Source organism: Neorhizobium turbinariae (assembly GCF_023223505.1).
Taxonomy (GTDB): domain Bacteria; phylum Pseudomonadota; class Alphaproteobacteria; order Rhizobiales; family Rhizobiaceae; genus Neorhizobium; species Neorhizobium turbinariae.
Genome location: NZ_JALPRY010000001.1, coordinates 107,961 through 129,472 on the forward strand (window position 1 = coordinate 107,961; position 21,512 = coordinate 129,472).

20 protein-coding genes and 1 pseudogene are annotated in these 21,512 nt (G+C 61.4%); 8 read left to right on the top strand and 13 right to left on the bottom strand.

Annotated features, from left to right (window positions below):
- Nucleotides 1-31 precede the first annotated feature (31 nt).
- The 3 genes from pth to M0654_RS00550 all read right to left on the bottom strand — a co-directional run bounded on the left by pth (nt 32) and on the right by M0654_RS00550 (nt 4,055).
- Nucleotides 32-760: an aminoacyl-tRNA hydrolase gene (pth, locus tag M0654_RS00540; RefSeq protein WP_248681374.1), complete on the bottom strand. Its 729-nt coding sequence runs from the start codon at nt 758-760 to the stop codon at nt 32-34.
- An 89-nt stretch (nt 761-849) separates the two neighbouring features.
- Nucleotides 850-3,225: an EAL domain-containing protein gene (locus M0654_RS00545; protein WP_248681375.1), complete on the bottom strand. Its 2,376-nt coding sequence runs from the start codon at nt 3,223-3,225 to the stop codon at nt 850-852.
- Nucleotides 3,226-3,437: 212 nt separating this feature from the next.
- Nucleotides 3,438-4,055: a 50S ribosomal protein L25/general stress protein Ctc gene (locus M0654_RS00550; RefSeq protein WP_118850127.1), complete on the bottom strand. Its 618-nt coding sequence runs from the start codon at nt 4,053-4,055 to the stop codon at nt 3,438-3,440.
- Nucleotides 4,056-4,296: 241 nt separating this feature from the next.
- Here M0654_RS00550 and M0654_RS00555 point away from each other — a divergent pair, with 241 nt between their 5' ends.
- Both M0654_RS00555 and M0654_RS00560 read left to right on the top strand, forming a co-directional pair.
- The gene (locus M0654_RS00555) at nt 4,297-5,742 is read left to right on the top strand and encodes a hypothetical protein (protein WP_248681376.1); all 1,446 of its coding nucleotides are present in this window, start codon (nt 4,297-4,299) and stop codon (nt 5,740-5,742) included.
- Between the two features lie 178 nt (nt 5,743-5,920).
- Nucleotides 5,921-8,701, top strand: coding sequence for a bifunctional diguanylate cyclase/phosphodiesterase (locus M0654_RS00560; protein ID WP_248681377.1), 2,781 nt, complete (start codon nt 5,921-5,923; stop codon nt 8,699-8,701).
- Between the two features lie 18 nt (nt 8,702-8,719).
- Here the strand turns inward: M0654_RS00560 and M0654_RS00565 are convergent, their stop codons facing one another.
- From M0654_RS00565 to lgt, 7 genes are all read right to left on the bottom strand, one after another.
- Nucleotides 8,720-8,977, bottom strand: coding sequence for a hypothetical protein (locus tag M0654_RS00565; protein WP_118850124.1), 258 nt, complete (start codon nt 8,975-8,977; stop codon nt 8,720-8,722).
- 104 nt (nt 8,978-9,081) lie between these two features.
- Nucleotides 9,082-10,014, bottom strand: a complete 933-nt coding sequence (locus M0654_RS00570) for a ribose-phosphate pyrophosphokinase (protein ID WP_118850123.1) — start codon at nt 10,012-10,014, stop codon at nt 9,082-9,084.
- A gap of 132 nt (nt 10,015-10,146) precedes the next feature.
- Nucleotides 10,147-10,908 carry a hypothetical protein gene (locus M0654_RS00575; protein ID WP_248681378.1) on the bottom strand — a complete coding sequence of 254 codons (762 nt, stop codon included), beginning with the start codon at nt 10,906-10,908 and terminating at the stop codon, nt 10,147-10,149.
- Between the two features lie 78 nt (nt 10,909-10,986).
- The gene (locus tag M0654_RS00580) at nt 10,987-12,138 is read right to left on the bottom strand and encodes a M24 family metallopeptidase (protein WP_248681379.1); all 1,152 of its coding nucleotides are present in this window, start codon (nt 12,136-12,138) and stop codon (nt 10,987-10,989) included.
- Between the two features lie 12 nt (nt 12,139-12,150).
- On the bottom strand, nt 12,151-12,942 hold the full coding sequence (pgeF, locus tag M0654_RS00585; protein WP_248681380.1) for a peptidoglycan editing factor PgeF: 792 nt from the start codon (nt 12,940-12,942) through the stop codon (nt 12,151-12,153).
- 103 nt (nt 12,943-13,045) lie between these two features.
- Complete coding sequence (locus tag M0654_RS00590) at nt 13,046-14,170, bottom strand: class I SAM-dependent methyltransferase (protein ID WP_248681381.1); 1,125 nt, start codon at nt 14,168-14,170, stop codon at nt 13,046-13,048.
- A 10-nt stretch (nt 14,171-14,180) separates the two neighbouring features.
- A complete protein-coding gene (gene lgt / locus M0654_RS00595; RefSeq protein WP_248681382.1) occupies nt 14,181-15,035 on the bottom strand; it encodes a prolipoprotein diacylglyceryl transferase in 855 nt (284 codons plus the stop codon).
- Between the two features lie 189 nt (nt 15,036-15,224).
- On the opposite strand from lgt, the gene M0654_RS00600 reads away from it, so the two are divergent.
- From M0654_RS00600 to M0654_RS00615, 4 genes and pseudogenes are all read left to right on the top strand, one after another.
- Complete coding sequence (locus M0654_RS00600) at nt 15,225-15,497, top strand: accessory factor UbiK family protein (RefSeq protein ID WP_248681383.1); 273 nt, start codon at nt 15,225-15,227, stop codon at nt 15,495-15,497.
- A 512-nt stretch (nt 15,498-16,009) separates the two neighbouring features.
- Nucleotides 16,010-16,510 carry a type III secretion system chaperone family protein gene (locus M0654_RS00605; RefSeq protein WP_118850117.1) on the top strand — a complete coding sequence of 167 codons (501 nt, stop codon included), beginning with the start codon at nt 16,010-16,012 and terminating at the stop codon, nt 16,508-16,510.
- Nucleotides 16,510-17,328, top strand: coding sequence for a pyrroline-5-carboxylate reductase (proC, locus tag M0654_RS00610; protein ID WP_248681384.1), 819 nt, complete (start codon nt 16,510-16,512; stop codon nt 17,326-17,328). Before M0654_RS00605 ends, proC begins: the two co-directional genes overlap by 1 nt.
- A gap of 8 nt (nt 17,329-17,336) precedes the next feature.
- A pseudogene (locus M0654_RS00615) lies at nt 17,337-17,677 on the top strand (tRNA-binding protein).
- Between the two features lie 7 nt (nt 17,678-17,684).
- On the opposite strand, the gene M0654_RS00620 reads toward M0654_RS00615, so the two are convergent.
- The 3 genes from M0654_RS00620 to M0654_RS00630 are packed head-to-tail and all read right to left on the bottom strand — an operon-like array spanning nt 17,685 to nt 20,334.
- Nucleotides 17,685-19,064 (bottom strand): ATP-binding protein, encoded by a 1,380-nt coding sequence (locus tag M0654_RS00620; RefSeq protein ID WP_248681385.1) that lies wholly within the window; start codon nt 19,062-19,064, stop codon nt 17,685-17,687.
- A 31-nt stretch (nt 19,065-19,095) separates the two neighbouring features.
- Nucleotides 19,096-19,794, bottom strand: a complete 699-nt coding sequence (locus M0654_RS00625) for a response regulator (RefSeq protein WP_118850113.1) — start codon at nt 19,792-19,794, stop codon at nt 19,096-19,098.
- Nucleotides 19,795-19,812: 18 nt separating this feature from the next.
- Nucleotides 19,813-20,334, bottom strand: a complete 522-nt coding sequence (locus M0654_RS00630) for a MarR family winged helix-turn-helix transcriptional regulator (protein ID WP_248681386.1) — start codon at nt 20,332-20,334, stop codon at nt 19,813-19,815.
- A 225-nt stretch (nt 20,335-20,559) separates the two neighbouring features.
- On the opposite strand from M0654_RS00630, the gene M0654_RS00635 reads away from it, so the two are divergent.
- Both M0654_RS00635 and M0654_RS00640 read left to right on the top strand, forming a co-directional pair.
- Nucleotides 20,560-20,769, top strand: a complete 210-nt coding sequence (locus tag M0654_RS00635; RefSeq protein ID WP_118850111.1) for a hypothetical protein — start codon at nt 20,560-20,562, stop codon at nt 20,767-20,769.
- Nucleotides 20,770-20,838: 69 nt separating this feature from the next.
- A complete protein-coding gene (locus M0654_RS00640) occupies nt 20,839-21,486 on the top strand; it encodes an MBL fold metallo-hydrolase (protein WP_248681387.1) in 648 nt (215 codons plus the stop codon).
- Nucleotides 21,487-21,512 lie beyond the last annotated feature (26 nt).

The window sequence follows — 21,512 nt, forward strand, 5'->3', positions numbered from 1 at the left end:
CCGTTCGCGGAGCCGGATGCTACCGCTTTGCCTAACTATCCTTGCTGCCGAACATCTTCTTGAGCATTTCGGCCATCGGGCCCGATGTCGGAAGATTTGGCTTTGCGCCGCCGCGCGCCTGGTGGATGTGCGACTTGGCGACAGGCTTCGGCTGCGGCGGCTTTTCGCGCTTCGGCTTGTCCTCGTCAGGCTGGGCACCCACCGCCAGCGCGAGCTTGTTCATGAGCTGCGAGTCTTCGCCGCGCACCAGCATTTCGGCATTGTCGGCAATGGCATCGAGCAGCGGCGACAGCCAGGCTTGATCCGCTTTCGCAAAGTCACCCAGCACGTGATTGTGCACGAGTTCCTTTGCGCCGGGATGGCCGATCCCGAGCCGCAGGCGGCGATAGTCCTTGCCGCAGTGGGCATCCAGCGACTTGACGCCATTGTGGCCGCCATGACCGCCGCCTGTCTTGATCCGGCTCTTGCCCGGGACAAGGTCCAGTTCGTCATAGATGGCCAGGATGTTCTGCGGCCCGAGCTTGTAGAAGCGCATGGCTTCGCCCACGGCTTCGCCGGACAGGTTCATGAAGGTCTGCGGCTTCATCAGCAGCACCTTCTCGCCCGCGAGTTCGCCTTCCGAGATCAGCGCCTTGAACTTCTTGGACCATGGTGCAAAGCCCGGGCGGCGCTGGATGGCGTCCACGGCCATGAAACCGATATTGTGCCGGTTGCTGGCATATTGCGAACCGGGATTGCCGAGACCTGCGATGATGAACATGGCGAATTTCCTGTGGCGCTGACGGCCTTCACCACCGCGAAACGCCGCCGATGTCAACCAGGTTTCAGCCCAAGGTCAGGTTAAGTCGCTCAGCTTGCCAGGGATCTGGCAATGGGCTCATCGGCCGAGAACATGTCCAGGATGTCGGATATGCCGCGCGGTTTGGAGAAGAGATAGCCCTGCGCGAAGTCAATGCCCATCCCCTGAAGGAGAAGGCGCTGCTCCTCGGTCTCGACACCTTCGGCCACCACCTTGCAGTTCATCTTGTGCGAGATGGCGCTGATGCCTTCGACAAGCATGCGGTTCTTGCGGCCGATCTCGTCAGTCTGTTCGGTGAGCGAGCGCACGAAGGACTGGTCGATCTTGACGATGTCGACAGGGAAGCGGCTCATGTAGCTCAGCGAGGAATAGCCGGTGCCGAAGTCATCGAGCGCAATGCGGCAGCCGAACTGCTGAATCTCGTTGAGTACATTGCGGATCTCCGGGTTGTCATGCAGCAGCACCGCCTCGGTGATCTCGACCACCAGGCGTTGCGGCTGGATCTCGTAGCGGGCAAGCAGGGCGGCAAGCCGCATCGGCAGGCCGGGCTCGAACTGCAACGGCGAGAAGTTGACCGCGACATAGGCATCGCCCATGCCGGGGAGGCGGGAGACGCGCGCGAGGTTTGCGAGTGCGTCTTCCAGAATAAGCGTGCCGATCTGCGCGATCGTTCCGGTTTCCTCCGCAACGCTGACGATGCCGGCCGGCGACAACAGGCCCTTGCGCGGATGGCGCATGCGCATCAGCGCCTCAAAGCCCGCCGGCGTCCCGGTCTTGATGTCGACGATCGGCTGGAAATGCGCCTCGAACCAGCTTGCCGCGATCGCGACTTCGATGTCGCTTTCCATCTCGGCGCGCTCGCGCGTCTCATCGAGGATGACGCGGTCGTAGAGCTGCGCGCCGTTCTTGCCGTCCCGCTTGCGCGCATACATGGCAAGGTCCGACTTGTGCAGGAGTTCAGCGGCCGTGGCGGCGTGGCTCGGATAGAAGGCAAGGCCGATGGAGGCGCTGAGGCGCACGGCGGTGCCGCTGACGCGGAAAGGCGCGTCGAACTGGTCGACGATCTTCTGCGCGAGTTCGCAGGCGCGGCGCTCGGCACCTTCGCCGGTGATCAGGAGTGCGAACTCGTCGCCGCCGAGACGGGATGCACAATCACCTTCCCGGAGAAGCGGCTGGGCGCGTTCCACGAACTCGCGCAACACGGCATCGCCGGCGGCATGGCCGAGATTGTCGTTGATGGACTTGAAGCGGTCGAGGTCGACGAAAAGGCAGGCGACTTCGGTGCCGGCTTCATCGGCTTCGGCGATCTTCTCATCCAGCGCGCCTTCAAACCCCTGGCGGTTGAGGAGCCCGGTGAGGTGATCGGTGATCGCCTGCTGGTGGTTGCGCAGTTCGGACTGTTTCAGTTCTGTCACGTCCGTCATGACGCTGAGCGATCCCGGAGGTTTGCCTGCTGCACAAAGGCTGGTCTCGACGATCAGCACGTCGATCATGCTGCCATCGGCGCGGATGAAGCGGAGGGTGGCCTCGGTTGCCGGCGAGTCCGGCTTGGCCTGGTTCTTGCGGTCGGCAAAGAGGGCGTGGTCCGCCGGTGCGATAAGATCCAGGAATGGTCGGCCGATGACATCGGCGCGGTTGTAGCCAGTCGCCAGCAGCCAATAGTCGCTCACGGCCGAGATATGGTCGTCGACCGTCAGCGAAAACAGCATGGCCGGCGTCAGGTTGTAGATCTCGATCGTCTGCTGGTGGGCGCGCTTCAGCTCGCGCTCCTCGCGTTCAAGCAGCGTCTGCATCTCGTTGAAACTGCGGGCCAGCCGGCCCATCTCGTCGTTGGAGCGCCAGTCGACGTGGTGGCGCGAGCCGAGACGTCGGGTTGCCTCGATAGCCGCCGTCAGCCGCAGGAGCGGCTTGATGACCATCACGCGGTTGCCGAGGACGGCTGCCCCGAAAACGGTAAGGATGGCGATAACAAAGATCGAGATGAAGGCCATCTCCACCTGGTGCAGGGCTGCGAACCAGCCAAGCCGCGGAACATAGGCGGTGATCGTGCCGACCTGCTGGGTGTTCTGGGTCGTCTTGTAGAGGATCGGCCGCGAGATCGCGTCGAGGCCGCGGAAATCGGATGGGTTGCCTTTGACTTCGGAGATGTCGACGACGCCGGCATCGTCGGTGATCTGAACCGCGCTGATGGCAGAGTCGGACACCAGGAGGGTCGCGATCTGGCGGATGCTGGTGGTGTCCATCTCCCACAACGGCTTGCCGAGGGCCTGGGAGTTGGTGGCGAGAACCGCGTCTGCGCGTTCGCTGAGGTTCTTGGCAGCCTGCTGGGAGGACAGTGTCAGGAAAAGCGTGAACAGGGGCGCGACCACCACCAGCAGGGCGCCGGAAATGATCGCGATAAATCGACTTTCAACGGACCGAGTCACCCTTTTCCCCGCATTTTCTCCGGCCTTGCCGGCTCTTTACCCCAGGCTTCAAGTCATCGGCCAATCTTCCACGGATTGATTAAGCTTCATTGAAACGGATGCGGTAAAAGCCACAAATCGGCGACCAATCTCCTCGAGAAGTCACGGAAAATGCACGAAAAAACCCGCCTCCGGGAGAAGGCGGGTTCAACTTCAAGAAGATGTGAAGCTGATTATTCGGCTTCGGAAGCCGGTGCTTCTTCGGTCACTTCTTCTTCAACGCCGGCTGCCGGAGCAACGATGGTGGCAATGGTGAAGTCGCGATCGGTGATGACCGGGCGAACACCCTTCGGCAGCTTGACGGCCGAGATGTGGATGCTATCGCCGACCTTTGCGCCGGACAGATCAACCGTGATGAATTCCGGGATCTGGTTGGCCGGGCAGATGAACTCGACCGTGTGGCGAACAACGTTGAGAACGCCGCCCTGCTTGATGGCCGACTTGTCTTCGTTTTCGAAGTGAACCGGAACATCAACCGTGACTTCGGTGTTGCCCGAAACGCGGAGGAAATCGACGTGCATGGTGAAGTCGCGTACCGGATCCAGCTGGTAATCCTTCGGGAGAACCTGGATCTTCTGGCCACCGACGTCGATCGTTGCGATCGTCGTCATGAAGCCGCCAGCGTGGATGCGCTTGGTCACTTCGTTGGTCGAGAGTGCGATGGAAAGCGGGGCCTGCTTGTCACCGTAGATGACAGCGGGAATCATACCGTTGCGGCGAAGTTCACGGGAGGACCCCTTACCTACCCGTTCGCGCGCCTCGGCCTTGAGCTCGTAAGTTTCCTGGCTCATGGCATGTCCTTTCGAGGTTGTTTGGAGAGTTTTTCAACGACACGTGCCGTATCAAACTGAAGGGCATCATCCGATGCGCTTCATCCGCGTTTGCCTCCAAGGGTGTCTGCGCGGACGCGCGGGCTATACTCCATCAGGGCTTTGAGCGCAAGCTTAGACATGGGGGGCATTCGCCCGCTTGACTCTGATACCGTATCCCACACATTCAGGCGCGAAAAATGAGGGAAGGGGGCATGTTCCCATGAGAACGAAGATCATTGCCGGCAGCGTGCTTATAGCGCTTGCGGTCAATCCGGCAACGGCAGCCGATATCAATGCACAGGGTGCCGCAGCACTGCAGGAGAGCCTCACCGGCTTCCTGCCCGAGCAGGTCAAGAAGAGCGATTTTCTGACGGTGACGCCGGCGGGCGACCGCTACGAGATCTCCTATGACTTCGGCAAATTGATCGGCACCCTTGGCCTGAAAGACTTCACGGTGGCCGGACTGACCCCGTTCATCATGGCGGCCTCGCCTCTGGACAACGGCCAGTGGAAGCTCAACAGCGACAGCGACGTCAACTTCTCCGTCAGCGGCAAGCTGCCGGACGGCAAAGAGACGGACGTGACCTATTCCGTCACCGACATGGTGTTCTCGGGCATCTTCGATCCAGCCATCGCCTTCATGCGGTCGGCAGCGGCAATGTCCGGCCCGATCCGGATGGTCTCCAAAAGCGGGGAAGAGGAACTCGAGGCCAGCTTTGCAGGCATGAACTACACGCTCGCCTCGGTCGGCAGCAAGACGGCAGGGGCGATCGACTTCACCGGCAAGGGATCGTTCAAGAACTTCTACGAGCGCATCGTGGCGCCGGAAACGCCGGAATTTGAGGTTCGCTCGCAAAGCCTGGACTTTGACGTGGGCGTCGAAGGCGTGACGGCGACGCGGATACGCGACCTGATGTCGTTCATCCTGCCGCTCATCAAGAAGGACAAGCCTTCGCCCGAGGAGATCGCTCGTCTCAAGGAACTCTTCCGGGATGCGATGCCGTTCTTCACGTCTCTGTCCGAAAAGCTTACTTTCAATGAGTTCAAGGTTGTGAGCCCGTTTGGTGACTTCGGTCTCGGCAAGCTTGATTACATGCTGACGATGACGGAGCCGAACGCGTCGACCCGCATCGGCATTGGTGCTCGCATCGAGAACGTCTCGGCGCCGTCCGGCATCCTCCCGGAAGCCTACGAGCAGCTCGTTCCCGATCTGGCCGAAATTGAGATTGGTCTTGCCGACCTCAACATCTCGCGTTTCATCGATGTTTTGATGGAGCAAGATGCCCCGCGTCCCGCCAATGCCAAGGACCCCAAGGACGACGAGCTGACGCAGGCCGTCCTCAACGACGGGCAACTCACGATCGACTTCCCGAAGATCCTCGCCAAGTCTTCGATCTACGATGTCGAAGCCTCAGGCAAGGTCAAGGGCTACCCGGACCAGAAGGATCGCTATTCGCTGGAGGCGACGATCCTCGCGGGCGATTTCGACAAGCTGATCAAGCACGTCCAGGAGATGGCTAAAGACGACCCGGACCTCAACCAGACCTCGCTTTTGATGATGATGGCGAAGGGTATTGCCAAGACCGAGCCGGATGGCCGTCTCAGGTGGGATGTGCGGTCCGCCGATGGCAAGTCGCTCACCGTCAACGGCCAGGTGCTGCAGTAAAAATGGCTGGGCGGCGCATGTGCCAATTTCGGGTGGCGCCGCGCCGTCCAGCCACCTTTAGCCGTTCATTAAGCAAACCGAGATGAAAGCATTAGGGCCGCTCCGCCAAGCGGCCTGATTAAGCAAATTCTTTAATCCAATCTGGCGCTAGATGCCCCCACGATTTTTAGGGGCTGAAATGTATAACGTACTTACGTGTCTGGCATTCGAACATGACCTTGCTCTGGTCGCTGTGGCCGGCATCTTATGTTATCTGACCAATCTCGGCACTGTTGTCTTCCTGGCCCGCGCCAGGGGCCTGTCCAAGCCTGCCGCGCGGTGGAGCTGGTGTGCTTTTGCTGCCGTCACGGGTGGCTTCGGCATATGGGCGACGCATTTCATCGCGATGCTGGCCTATGATGCCGGCCTGCCGGTGACCTACCAGCTCGGTCCGACGCTGTTCTCGCTCGCCGTGGCGGTCGTTGCCACCACGGTTGCAGGCATCGCGACCATCAAGATGCGCGGTGTCGAGGCAGCCATCGCGGCCGGCCTCGTCTTCGGTGTCGGCGTGTCCAGCATGCACTTCATCGGCATGTCGGCCGTGGAATTCGGCGGCCATATTCAGTGGCGTAGCGATCTCGTCATCACCGCCATCCTGTTGTGCGCGCTCGTGTCGCCCTTCGGCTTCTGGAAGGCATCGGGTTCGACCCGGGTAGGACTGTGGATGGGCGCCGGGCTTCTTGCTGCCGGCATCGTCGGCATGCACTTCACCGCCATGGGCGCTGCAGAGCTTATCCCGGATGCAACGGTCGTTTCCGACACGCCACACCTTTCGAAGCCATGGATGGTGACGACCATCCTCGTTGCAGCCGTCTCGATGATCCTCTCCGGCCTGATCGCGGTGGCCGTAACCGCCCGCGCAGAACGCTCGACCCGCAAGGCGAACGAGAACTTCGAGCTGCTGGTGAACGGCGTCACCGACTACGCCATCTATATGCTCGACCCGCAGGGCAATATCAGCAGCTGGAACACGGGTGCCGAGCGCTTCAAGGGCTATTCGGCGAGCGAAGTTATTGGCAAGCATTTCTCACGGTTCATGTCGAAGGAAGACCAGGCGGCGGGCGTGCCGCTGGCCGCCCTTCAACAGGCAAAGAACGAAGGACGCTTTGAAGCCAATGGCTGGCGGTACCGCAAGGACGGCAGCACCTTTTTCGCCAACATCGTCATCCAGCCCGTTTATGGCGAGGCTGGTGAGCATGTCGGCTTTGCGAAGATCACCCGCGACATCTCCGAGCAGAAGGCGGCGGCTGACCGCATCCAGGAAGTCTCGCGCAACCTCGACCTTGCGCTCGAGAACATGATCCAGGGCATCTGCCTGTTCGACAAGGACGAGCGCCTGGTACTTTCCAACCAGCGGTACCGCGACATCTTCCGCTTGACCGATGGCTTCCTTGAGCCTGGCATCACCTATTGGGAGATCGTCAAGCGCGGTTATGAACTGGCTCTTGCCGATCCGGAGGAGGCGCTTCAGCGAGCCCGGGCCCACTACGACCGCCAGATCAGCGCGGTGCGGTCGGGACAGAAGAGCCTCATCCACAAGATCAGCGAAGATCGCACCATTCTGGCGAACTTCAGCACCCTTTCCGAGGGTGGATGGGTTGCGACATTCGAGGACATCACCGACCGCACGCGCAGCGAGGAACAGATCGCCTTCCTGGCCAAGCACGACGGGCTGACGAAGCTGCCGAACCGATCGGCCTTCACGGATTTCCTTGCGCATGAAGTCGCTTTTGCCGACCACACGTCGGGCCGCATGGCGGTGCTCGGCATCGACCTCAACAAGTTCAAGCTGGTCAATGACCAGATGGGCCATGCCGTGGGCGACCAGGTGTTGGTCGAACTGGCAAGCCGCATGTCTGCGGTGTTGGGCTCCGGCGAAATCGTCGCGCGCTTTGGTGGCGACGAATTCGCAGCGCTGAAGCGCTATAACGATGTCAGCGAACTTAATGACTTCGTCACGCGTCTGTCCGACGCGCTGAACTCGACGGTGGAAATCCGTGACCATAAGCTGAGCTGCGGCGCCAGCATCGGCATCTCGGTTTATCCGAAGGACGGAAAGACGCCGCAGGCGCTGCTCGCCAACGCTGACCTTGCGATGTACCGCGCAAAGCAGTCCATCAGCCAGAACGTCTGCTTCTACGACGGCGAGATGGATGATGTTGCCCGCGACCGCGCGCGCATGGCCAAGGATCTTTGGCAGGCGATCGAGGAAGGGCAGTTCAAGCTGAACTACCAGGTACAGAAGTCGATCGCGACCAGCGAGACGACGGGTTACGAGGTGCTGTTGCGCTGGGTGCATCCGGAGCGAGGCAATGTCCCGCCGGTCGACTTCATTGAGGTGGCGGAAGAGTGTGGCGCGATCCTGCCGATCGGCGAATGGGTGCTCCGTGAAGCCTGCCGCGAGGCTGCAACCTGGGAGCCGCACCTGAAGGTGGCGGTCAACCTGTCGCCGGTCCAGATCGCGCACGCCGACATCGGCGCGCTGGTTGACCAGGTGTTGCAGGAAACCAAACTCGATCCGAGCCGGCTGGAACTGGAAATCACCGAAAGCTCGATCATCGTCGACAAGAACCGCGCCATGGCGGCACTTCAGGCAATCAAGGCTCTTGGTGTCTCCATCGCCATCGACGACTTCGGCACGGGCTATTCGTCGCTGGAGACGCTACGTTCCTTCCCGTTCGACAAGATCAAGCTGGACCGCAGCTTCATGACCGAGCTCAACGAGAGCGACGAGGCGAAAGCGATGGTGCGGGCGATCCTTGCGCTGGGGCAGGGCTTGCGCATCCCGGTACTGGCAGAAGGCGTGGAAACCAGCGAGCAGCTCGACATCCTGCGCTCGGAAGGATGCCACGAGGCCCAGGGTTATCTTCTCGGGCGTCCCGGGCCAACGGTTGAGAAATCGGTCGGGCTCGCCGCCTGAGGCGAGCCGACGCAAGGTCTAGCGCCTCGGCTCGCCGCCCGGGGCGTAGACCGACTTCTGCTCGAAGCGGAACTTGTGGCTGCACTGGCCACAGCGCATCATGTACTTCTTCGGATCGGTGGATGCGAACTCGGTGAAGAAGCCGCGCGGCATCTCGTCGATGCGGAAATCGCGGCTCGGTGCGCGCTTGTCGTCTGTTTCGGATACCTCCGCAAAACCTGTGTTGCCGCACTGGGAACATTCAAGCTTGCGGGAATATCGGTCGCGGGCTGCCATGCAAGACTCCTTGGTGTCGAGCCTAGATAGGCGACGAACTCATAGAATGCAAAACGCCGGGACATGAAGCCCGGCGTCGGAATGTTGTGGTCAGAAAGGCAGGATCAGTCGAACAGGCTGGAGACGGAAGATTCCATCGCCGTGCGGTTGATCGCTTCGCCAAGGAGGTTCGCGGTGGTGATGACGCGGATGTTGTGGGCCGACTGCACAGCCGTGGTCGGCTGGATGGAGTCGGTGATCACCAGCTCGCGCAGCTTGGACGCGCCGATACGGGTGACCGCACCACCGGACAGAACACCGTGGGTGATGTAGGCAGTGACGCTGGTGGCGCCCTTGTTCAGGAGCGCTTCGGCAGCGTTGCAGAGCGTGCCCCCGGAGTCGACGATGTCGTCGATCAGCAGGCAGTCCTTGCCGTCCACCTCACCAATGACGTTCATCACTTCGGACTCGCCGGCGCGTTCGCGACGCTTGTCGACGATGGCGAGCTGCGAGTTGATGCGCTTTGCGAGCGCCCGAGCGCGCACCACGCCACCAACGTCGGGAGAAACGACCATGACGTTGTTCAGGTCATAGTGTTCCTTCACGTCGCGGGCGAGGATCGGAACCGCAAACAGGTTGTCCGTCGGAATGTCGAAGAAACCCTGGATCTGGCCTGCATGCAGGTCGAGCGTCAGGACACGGTCCGCGCCGGCCTCGGTGATGAGGTTGGCGACGAGCTTTGCCGAAATCGGGGTGCGCGGGCCGGCCTTGCGGTCCTGGCGGGCGTAGCCGAAATAGGGAATGACTGCCGTGATGCGCTTGGCCGACGACCGGCGGAAAGCGTCGATCATGATCAGCAGTTCCATCAGGTGGTCGTTGGTCGGGAAAGACGTGGACTGGATGATGAAGACATCCTCGCCGCGCACATTTTCCTGGATTTCAACGAAGATTTCCTGGTCTGCAAATCGCCTTACGCTGGCTTTTCCGACTGGTACATTGAGATAGCTGCAGATCGCGTCGGCAAGATGCCGGTTCGAATTGCCTGCGAAAACCTTCATTGCGGTCCGCCTGTATTGAAGCTGGATGCGGGCCTTTTACCGCCGCAGGCCTCGATTGCAAGTCTGTTTCATGGCTGGCCACGGTTTTTTATGAAGAAACGGTCACCAGTGTCTTTCAAGTGTCACTCCGGCTCATCCCGCTCGGGATTGCCGCCACTGCACATAATCCTGGATGGTTTTGCCGGCAATGGTCTCCATTGTCGCGGCTGGCACGGCGGCCCAGGGGTCCGATCCGTTGGCCGGAACCTTCTCCTGGCCCTGCATGCGGTGCAGGCGCGAGCCGGCGCCGTCAAGGATGTCCCAGACATAGATGATGGTGACATTGCCGCCATCAACGAAGGCGGAGAAATAACCTTTCAGGATGTGCTCGGTGCTGCCGTCGCTCGATGGGCGGATGGTGAGCCCCTTGGCGCGCGCCTGGGCGCCGAGCTGGCGGGAAAGTGGCGTCACCGCCTGCACCGGCGCGCCGATGATCGGCAGGAAGCGGATCGAGCCGCTGCTTGTCTGGGCGCTCGCCTGGCCACCTGCTTGACCGCCGGCGGCAGGGGGTGCTGCCGCAGTTGATTGAGGAGCTTCCTGTGCCGGCTCCGCCTGTCCTTGCCACTGCGGGGCCGGTCCGGACGAGGCGGGCGAACTGTTGCCGCTTTCGAGCGCGCGGGCCTGCGCCTCGAGCGTGTTCTGGGGGTTGGTGCGGTAGCCATCGCGCGGCGTCTGCGCGCCGGTCGGTTGCGACGAGCGGGCCATGCGCTCGGTGTCGGCCTGCGTGACGGGCGCCGAGCTTCTTCCTCCGGAGCCGCCAATATCGGCCTGCGGGGTCATCACCTCGGTCGTGTTGCAGGCGGCGAGCGAGAGAGCCAGAAGAGGTGCTGATAACCATCTTCCGATCTGCCTCATGCCCGCCTCCTGCGCCAAACTCGTCGCGATGACCTTAAGTTTGGCCTGCTCGGCCTGTCAATTGCAGGTTTTACACCCTCAGCGCTGGATGAGGTCCAGTCCATGGCGCGACATCGGCTGCGGATCACCATCCGTGGTCAGGTAGGTGTGGCCGAGCGTCATCGCGATGCCGCTTTCGGAGTCCATGATGATCATGTGCACGAAGAGCGTCATGTCGGGCAGGATCTCCTGGGTATTACCGAAGTGGAACATCTGGTGCTCCATCCAGGATGGGGAGAAGCGGGCGCCGAGCGAATAGCCGCAGGCGTTCAACCGGTGACGGGACAGGCCGCGCTCGTCGAGGATACGGGCGTGGGTGTCGAAGACGTCGCCAAATGTGTGCCCTGGACGCAAGACTTCCTCGATCGCCTGGATCGTTTCAAGGCACGCCTTGTAGAGTTCGCGGTGCCGCGGCGTCGTCTCGCCGATCACGATCGTGCGCATCATCGCCGCATGGTAGTGCGCCGAGGCGCCTGCCCATTCCAGCGTCAACTGGTCATTTGCGTCGAGCTTGCGCCGGCCAGCCTTGTAGCGGCAGAGCAGGGCATCTTCGCCCGAGCCGATGATGAATTCGTTGGCGGGGTAGTCGCCGCCGCCGAGGAAGACCGCGCCCTGCATGGCAGCCAGGATCTCCGCCTCGTCGCCACCGGCCCTGATTAGCGGCAGGGCAGCATCCAGCGCCTCGTCGGCGAGTTCAGCCGCGCGCTTGGCATGCGCAATCTCCGCCGGGCTCTTGATCAGCCGAAGCCGGCTGATCAGGTAGGAGGCATCAACGATCTGGCCGAAGCTCGACAGTTGGTTGTCCAGGAGTCGCCCAACGCGGCCGGTCATTCCATGCGTATCGTATTCAACGCCGATCTTGGCGCCGAGCAGGTCCATGTCGCTCAGCAGGTTCTTGAGGTCCATCGTCGGATCAGCATTGAGGCGATCGACCCAGATGACGATGTTCTCGATGGTGGAGGTCTGGCGCGCCTGGCGCAGATCGGCCGAACGGGTCAGCAGCGTCATGGAGCCATCCACCTTCACCACCAGCGTCTGGAAGAAGCAGTAGCCGAAGGTGTCGTAGCCGGTCAGCCAGTACATGCTTTCCTGCGCAAACAGCAGCAAGGCATCCACCTTTTCCGCCTTCATCTTCTCCGTCAGGCGTGCGAGACGATCGGCGTATTCGCTCCTCTCGAAATGCAGGGCCATGGGCGTCCTCCCTTATTCTGTTATGGAAATGGCTGAAATCTGGCGACCATAATCCGGCTCTCCGGCATGGGTCGTTCGGCGGTAGGAAAAGAACCGTTCAGCATCCGGATAGGTGTCGAGGTCGAGGCTGTGCGCCTTTACGCCGGCGTCCTTCAATCGTTTGATGGTCAGCGATGGCAGGTCGAACATCGCGTGGCCCGGCTTGTTCGACGGTTTGAAGAAGGCCTTGTAGGCCGCATCGAAGCCCAGGAAGCGTTCGATGAATTCCGGCCCCACCTCATAGCTCGCTGGACCGATCGAAGGACCGAGCACTGCAGTGATGTTTTCCCGTGCGGCGCCGAGCGAGACCATGGCTTCTATCGTATTTTCGAGCACGCCTGTCAGCGCACCTTTCCATCCGGCATGGGCGGCACCGATGACGCCCGCCGTTCCGTCTGCAAACAGGATCGGGCCACAGTCGGCGGACAGTACGCCGAGGATGACGCCCGGAACCGTCGTCACCATGGCATCGACCTTCGGGCGTTCGCCGTCGTAGCTGCCATCGACCACGACAACATCCGGCGAGTGGACCTGATGAACGGTTGCGAGTTTCTCGACCGGTTGGCCGAACCACTGCGCGACGCGCGCTCGGTTCTCTGCCACCTTTTCGGGCTCGTCGTTCGAGCCGACGCCCACATTCAGCCCGGCATAGATGCCCTCGGACACGCCGCCCTGGCGGGTGAAGAAACCATGCCGGATGCGGTGGCCAGCCGCGTCGTTCAACACGGGGCTCTCGATCGGCGTCGGCAAGGGTCTGTCCTGCATCGGCGTTCAGTATCCTGCTGATTTCATGAGGTTTTATGCAAGCGTGAAACGGGCGTCCGCTGCTTCGATCGGCGGCAAGAGTGGCGCAAGCGTAGGGTGGATGTCAATCCACCGCCCGGAACGGCATCAGGTTCAGCGCTGGGCTTGAAACCGCGATTACCTTGAAAAGCTCGCCCATCTTGCCGGCGCCGGCGCCCGCCAACCGATCGACGGCTGCCGCAATCAATCGCTGTTCGGCTGGGTCCTTGTCCTTGGCTAAGGCCTTGGCGCGTTCGGCGAGACCCAGCCCGTAGAGGAAGTCGCCCTGGTGCTTGCCGCCGTTGAGATGGACGCCGGTTGCGACCGCGACCTTGGCAAGGTCCTCGAAATCGACATGGCTCGTCAGATCCGCCTCGCCGGGATTGGCCAGCGGCGGGTCGAAATCATGGTTGCGCACGGCCTGGAGCGTGTCGCCGAAGCCGGTGACAAGGCTGCCGTAGTCGATGATCAGCACCGTGCCGTTCGAACGCTTCAGCCGCTCGCATAGCGTCTGCATCACGGCCTGCCGGGCAGGGGCGAGCTCGAAGATCGTGCCTTCTGGAATGGAGGCCTGCGGCGAGGGCAGGAGCTCCGGATCAAGCGTTGCAACGCCCGCTGCAAACGCGAGTTGATCCTCGGCATCGAGGCCGATCAGACGCTCGCGGAAACCGGTCGGGGTCTTGATGAACTGGCGGATCGGGATCGCATCGAAGAGCTCGTTGGCGGCAATCAGCATAAAACCGTCGGGCACTTCGTCAAAGCTGTCATGCCAGGAGATCTTGGTAGAATAAGCCTCGAGTGTGACGCGCTGGACGCCACGCAGCCGCTCGCTGGTTTCCACCAGGTGCACGTTCATGCTGTCGAACAGCTGCGGCGCGATGCGTTTGATGACGCGAAGCATGTCGGCCATCATCGTGCCGCGGCCTGGGCCGATTTCCACCAGCCGCACCCCGTCCGGCATGCCGTGCCTTTGCCAGGCGTGCACCATGAAGACGCCGATCATCTCGCCGAAAAGCTGGCTGATCTCGGGTGCCGTGATGAAGTCGCCGTGCCGCCCGAAGGGCTCGCGCGTCTTGTAATAGCCGTATTCCGGATCGGCGAGGCAAAGGGCGAAGTAGTCGGTGACGCTGATCGGGCCGCTGGCGCGGATGATCGCCTTTATCTTTTCTGCAAGCGGGGTGCTGGAGGGGGCGTTGGACGTCGTTGTCATGGCGCTGCCCTTATCGAGCCGCCGAGGCGGCGGTTGCCGCTCTTGCGCGGACGATTGCCCAGATGCCGACGGCGACCATCGGAAGCGAGAGAACCATGCCCATGGTAAGCCAACCCGTGCCGAGCAGGTAGCCAAGCTGCGCATCCGGCTCGCGGAAGAATTCGACGAAGATGCGGCTCAGGGCATATCCGATCACGAAGCTGCCGGCGAGCACGCCCGGGCGCTTCAGCACCTTGAACCGGTAGACGAGAAGGGCGAGCACCAGGAGAAGCACGATGCCTTCCAGTCCGGCCTCGTAAAGCTGGCTCGGATGGCGAGCGAACGGGCCACCGGTCGGGAAGACGACTGCCCAGGGCATCGAACTCAGCCGCCCCCACAATTCGCCGTTGATGAAGTTTGCAAGGCGGCCGAAGAAGAGGCCGATCGGCACCACCGCCGCCACCATGTCGAACAGGCTCCAGGTCGGGATGCCGTTCTTGCGGGAAAACAGGATCATCGCGATCGTCGCGCCGAGGAAGCCGCCATGGAAGGACATGCCGCCATTCCAGATCTCGATCGCGCGCAGCGGATTGGCCGCGACTGCAGGGAAGTCATAAAAAAGGATGTAGCCGATGCGCCCGCCAAGCACGATGCCGACGGCGACCCAGACAAGGAAATCGTCCAACTGCGGGCGAGTGATCGGGGAAACGCCGTTCTGCCACAGCTCGCCGTTGCCGATCAGCTTGCGGGCATAGAGCCAGCCGACCAGGATGCCGGCCACATAAGCAAGGCCGTACCAATGGACAGACAGCGGTCCCAGGGAAAACGCCACGGGATCGATGTTCGGGAACGGCAGCAGGGCGACATGATGGAGCGCTTGATACACGTTACTGGCTCTTCATAAACTGTGTTATTGCGGAACATGGCGTTGAGGCCACCGGCGGTCAAGGCGATTCTCCTTGTCGTCTTAACCTGACAGTGGATGGCGCTTGCAAGCGACTTTGGCAGGCCCTACTTGAGATTCATGGACAAAGTTTGCCGCTACGGAAGCGGAAGAGAAACGGGAGTTTGAACCATGGCAACCGGTACCAACCGCATTCTGGACGATTTCGCACGACTGATGACCGATGCCGCTGGGGCAGCCCAGGGTGTTCGCAAGGAGGTCGAGACGGCTTTCCATGCTCAGGCCGAGCGGTTTTTGAACAACATGGATGTCGTCAAGCGCGAGGAGTTTGAGGCCGTGCGCGAGATGGCCGCCCGCGCCCGTGATGAAAACGAGGCGCTGAGGGCGCGCGTCGAAGCGCTTGAGGCCAAGCTATCGGCACAGGCCGGAAGCGGCGCGCTCTGAGGACCTGAGCGCCAGCCCTCCAAGTCTACGTTTGGAATCGACCCGTGGTGCATCGTGCCGCGGGTCGATCTGTTTCTGGCTGCTGGCATCTGTGCCGCTGAAATGAACCGGAATGTCTCAGAACGATCCAGCTTCCGCTTCCGCCTGAAGCCGAGACACCCCGCTGCGGTCTTCGCGGCTTCCGGTCGGAGTGCGCCGCGCGATTATTTCGGCCCTGTGGAAAGGTGCGAAAAAGCAAGCCCGCAGAGTCAGTTATGACTCCGTTCTGATCTGCTGCCGCAAGCTCTATCCAAAGCTCATTTGGCAAAATGACAGGTGAGGGGCTGGCAGCCGGACTCTGTCTAGGTACACTGATTTTAAAGGATGATTCGAAACGACCTCGTAAGCTCCAGACAGCGTGGCTGCGTTATCTGGGAGGCGTCGGAATCGTCTGAAGTATTTGTTCCCGGTCATTGTTCGCGTGTTTTGGCGTTAGCACGAATTCGCTTTCATTCCGGTTAAGAAGGTGCCGCATGAGCCTAATGGAATTGGAAATCGGACGTCAGTCGAACCCGGTCGATATGATCGAGTTCGTTGCAGCCTCCAACGACTGGACTTTCGAACGGTCGGGAGAAGACGAGATCGCCATGACCGTGGAAGGCCGCTGGACGGACTACCATGTGTCGTTTTCCTGGATGGAAGAGTTCGAAGCACTGCATCTCGCCTGCGCCTTCGACATCAAGGTGCCCGACACGCGCGTCAACGAGGTCATCCGCCTCCTGTCGCATGTCAATGGACAGGTGCTGATGGGCCATTTCGACCTGTGGCGTCAGGAAGACGTGGTGATCTTCCGCCAGTCGCTCCTGCTTGCGGGCGGGGCCGAGCCCAACAACCAGCAGGTCGAGGTGCTGCTTTCAAGCGCGCTTGAAGCCTGCGAAGCCTATTACCAGGCATTCCAGTTCGTCGTATGGTCGGGCATGGAGGCGAAGGCCGCCATGGAAGCCGTGCTGTTCGAAACCGTGGGCGAGTGCTGATGGCTCTCTCGAAGCTTGGATCTATCGTTCTCATTGGCGCAGGCAATATGGGCGGCGCGATGTTGTCGGGCTGGCTGAAGAAGGGCGTGCCGGGTGCATCCGTTACCGTCATCGACCCGAAGCCTTCCGACGCGATGCAGCAGGTGATTGCCGACGCTGGTGCTCGCCACTTCGAAGCGCTGCCGGATGATATTCAGGCAGACATCCTGTTCCTGGCGGTCAAGCCGCAACTGATGGACGCCGTGCTGCCGCCGCTGAAGCGGGTAGTTGGGCAGAATACGGTTGTCGTATCGGTCGCTGCGGGCAAGACGCTCGGTTACCTCCAGACGCATCTGGGCGAGGCGGCCATGGTCCGCGCCATGCCGAATACCCCGGCGATGATCGGTCGCGGCGTGACCGGCGCTTATGCGAACCCCAAGGTCACTGATGCGCAACGGGAAGCGGTCCAGTCGCTCCTGAAGGTCAGCGGACCGGTCGAATGGGTGGCGCGCGAAACCGATATCGATGCGGTCACCGCAGTGTCGGGCAGCGGCCCGGCCTATGTGTTCTACCTCGTCGAATGCATGGCGGAAGCGGGCCGCAAGGCCGGCCTGCCTGCAGACCTTGCCATGCGCCTTGCACGCGAGACAGTTGCGGGCGCTGGTGAACTTCTTCACCAGTCGCCGGAGGAAGCGTCCAAGCTTCGCCAGAACGTGACGTCGCCGAACGGCACGACCGCTGCCGCACTTGGCGTGCTGATGGCCGACGACGGCATGCAGCCGCTGTTCGACAGGGCGATCGAAGCCGCGCGCAAGCGTGCCGAAGAGCTTGGAAGCTGAGCCGCTCCATGTCTGAAGAGATTGCCTATGCCGACTTCGAGAAGGTCGACATCCGCGTCGGGACGATCATCGAGGCCGAACCTTCCCGGAAGCGCGCAAGCCTGCCTACAAGCTGAAGATCGACTTCGGCGCCGAGATCGGCATTAAGAAGTCTTCAGCGCAGATCACCGTGCACTATACGCCGGAGACGCTTGTTGGCCGGCAGGTACTGGCGGTGGTGAATTTTCCGCCCCGACAGATCGGCCCCGTGCGCTCCGAAGTGCTGACGCTCGGCTTCGAGGATGAGCAGGGCGCCATCGTGCTTGCGGCCGTCGAACGGCCGGTGCCGAACGGCAAGAAGCTGATGTAGCCGCCGATCAGGCCGGGACGCGGATCGCTGCCCGCAGCCCGCCCTTGGGGCTCGTGGCAAGCGTCACATTGCCCCCATGTGCTGCCGCAATATCGCGTGCGATCGACAAGCCTAACCCCGTTCCTGATGCATTGAGGTTGCGTGCCTCGTCCAGCCGGTGGAACGGCTTGAATACGTCCTCGCGCGATTCAGGCGGGATGCCCGGGCCGTCATCGTCCAGTGTCAGGGTTAGCCAGCGTGCGCTGTGCTTGGCATCGACGTGCAAGGTCTGGGCATAACGTTCGGCATTCGTGACGAGGTTGGAGACCAGGCGGGTAAAGGCGTTCGGCCGCACGGCGATCTCGTCCTCGCCTTCGATATCATAGGTCATGACCTTGCCGTGGATTGCGAAATCCGACTGCAGCTTGGCGAGAAGCTCGCTCAGGCGCAGTTGGCCGACATCCTCTTCCGACTCGCCCTTGGCGAACGCAAGGTAACCTTCCAGCATCGACTGCATGTCGTCGACATCCTGCGCCATGCCGGAAAGCTCCGGCTTGTCGCCGGCGAGGGCGAGTTGCAGCTTGAGGCGCGTGAGCACGGTCCTCAGGTCATGGCTGATGCCGGCAAGCATCGCCGTGCGCTGCTCCATCTGCCGCTCTATGCGCTCGCGCATCAGGATGAAGGCAAGGCCGGCGCGCCGGATTTCGACGGCGCCACGCGGCGAGAAACCTTCCGTCTTCTGGCCCTTGCCGAAGCTTTCGGCGGCACGCGCCAGGGAAAGGATCGGGCGGATCTGGCCGCGCAGGAAAAGCACGGAGATGGCAGCAAGGACGCAAGCCGCGCCCACCATCCAAACAAGGAATATATGCGTGTTCGAGGCATAGGTGGAACCGCGCCGGACAAAGACGCGCAGCACCCGCTCGTCGAGCTTGATGCGGATCTCCACGAGGCGGATGTCGCCGACCGTGTCGATCCAGAACGGCAGCTTGATCTGGCGCCTGATCTGTTCAGCGAGGATGTCATCGAGGATGGAGAAATAGGGGCGGGGTCGTGGCTGCGGCAGTTCACCCTGTGGCTCCACCATGAGCGACAGGTTCAGCGACTGGTTGGCGATGCGCCGGATGGTGCTGTAGTTGGCATCCTGCGGGTAGTCGCGGATGATGTCGATGATCGCGGCGATATCGCGGACTGTGCCTTCCGACAGGCGCTCTGTGACAATACGCCAGTGCCGCTCCATGAAGACGGCGGCGACGACCGCCTGCAGCAGCAACATTGGAAGGATGACGATGAGCAGCGAGCGGGTGTAGAGACCAGTCGGCAGATAGTGACGGAGCCAGCGGATGAACGGGCGCCAGCCGGGAAGCGTCAGGCGCTCCATGTCTCGCTTCAGTCCGTCGAACAATGCCATCGTGGAAGTCGCTCTCTCATGCTGAGCCCGATCAATCTATGCTCAGGCGATAACCGATGCCGCGTACCGTCTGGAGGTAGAGCGGGTTGGCCGGATCCTCCTCGATCTTGCGGCGCAGACGATTGATCTGCACGTCGATGGTGCGCTCTCCGACTTCGGCATCGTCACCAATCAGTTCGTGGCGCGGGATCGTGTCGCCCGCACGCAGCGCAAAGAGCAGCATGATCTCCTGCTCGCGGTCGGTGAGCCGGATCGTTTCGGCTGCCTTGCGCAGTTCCTTGCGCGGAATGGAGAAGGTGAAGGGACCGAACATGACCTGCTCGATCTTCGGCGCATCGGCGGACGCGCTACGACGCAGGATGTTGTTGATGCGCAGTACCAGTTCTCTCGGGTCGAAGGGTTTCGACAGGTAGTCATCGGCACCTGCTTCCAGTCCTGCGATGCGCGAGTCGGCCTCGGCGCGGGCGGTGAGCAGGATGACCGGCACCGTCTTGTCCTGGTACAGTGACTGAGTGAGCGACAGGCCGGATTCACCGGGCATCATCACGTCGAGGATCAGGAGGTCGAAGTTGAGGCCCGCAAGCTTGCGTCGTGCTTCCGCCGCGTCACCGGCGACCGTCACACGAAAACCCTGTTCCATCAGGTAGCGGTTCAACAGGTCGCGAATGCGGGTATCGTCATCAACGATCAGAAGATGGGGGGCGTCATCGGAGGGTGGTGCTTTCGTCATGATCCCGACTCCAACGTATCAATCCATATCAGCGTCGATGGGTCCCAGAGCCTCGTCGCGTCCGCGCATGCGTCTCAGGAATTCCTTGACCGCAGCAACACCTTCCGGGGTCATTGATTCCATCGCATTGGCTATACGCCGCGATTGCGGTTCCGAAAGGGCAAGTGCCAGTTCGCGGCCTGCAAGCGTGGGATAGAGCCGGCGTTGCCGTCGATCCTTGGCACCAGCCATCTGCCGGATGTAGCCCAGCTCGATCAACTGCTTCAGCACGCGTGCAAGGCTCTGCTTGGTAATCTGCAGTATATCCAGAAGATCCGTCACCATCATACCCGGCTGGCGGCAGACGAAATACACGACGCGGTGATGGGCGCGGCCCATGCCGATCCTCGACAGGATCGCATCCGGATCGGAAACGAAATCCCGGTAGGCGAAAAACAGAAGCTCGATCGTCTCGAAGTCGATGCGTGCCTCGTCAACCACCGGCATTGGCGGCAGGACCTTCCTGACGGGTTTGACCGCCGTTGCGCGCGCCACTCGCATTCCCTTTCGACTGTCCGCCCCGACCAAGAGCCGAGGTTCATTGTGCCGGGTTCTCGCATGCCGAACCCGTCGTCCGCCATAAAACCCGAACGACAAGAACAATCAACATCATTTTGGAATCGCACAAGAACCGGAAGCAGAAGCCGCTACCAAAGAACAAGATGGAATGCGGAACCTTTGGCCTGTCCGGCCATTAATCCAGCCGAACGACACTGGAGAATGACAATGACCACCTCAACGATGAACGGCCCGACCTTCGCTGCCATGCCCCCGATCGGTGCTGAAAAGGCGAACGCGGCTCATCCTTTGAAGGGTGTCCTGATTACCGTGTTCACCGTAAAGATTGCAGTTGCCGCATTCCTGCTCGCGACCGTCTCGCTGGCGCCGCCGGTGAATGCCGAAGCAAGCTACATGACCGCTGCCATCGTCGACTGATTATTTCGGCTGTAACGCCCGCTGTTTAGCGTTATACCCTCGGACAGTCCTTCAGTTAACCGAGGTATCATGGGCAAGCTCCAAGCCGGAATCATTCCCGTAACGCCATTCCAACAGAACTGCACGATCCTGTTCGATGACGAGACCAAGGAAGGTGTTGTCATTGATCCAGGCGGAGATGTGCCTACGATCGTGGAAACGGTGCGGCAGAACGGGATCATCCTGAAGGAGATATGGCTGACCCATGGTCATATCGATCACGCGGGGGGAGCAGACGAACTGCGGGAGGTGCTAGGTCTCACGGTTATCGGCCCGCACGAAGCAGACCTGCCTTTGCTGGAGCGGCTGGAAACGCAGGCCGAGAAGTTCGGCGTCAGCATGAGCGTCCGGAACCTCGTGCCGGATCGGTGGCTGAACGAGGGAGACAAGGTTTCCTTTGGCGAGCACGAGTTCGAAGTCTTCCATTGCCCCGGCCATGCACCCGGGCATGTCATCTTCTTTAACCGCGCGCAGAACTTCGCCCACCTTGGCGACGTGCTGTTCAATCGCTCGATTGGCCGAACGGATCTTCCGGGCGGCGATCACCAGACATTGTTGGCGTCGATCCGCGACAAGGTCCTGCCACTCGGCGACGACGTCGGCTTCATCTGTGGCCACGGGCCAGGGAGCCGGATCGGCGATGAGCGCCGTGAGAACCCGTTCCTTCGCGGGCTCTGAACTTACCACCTGAACGAAAAAAACCC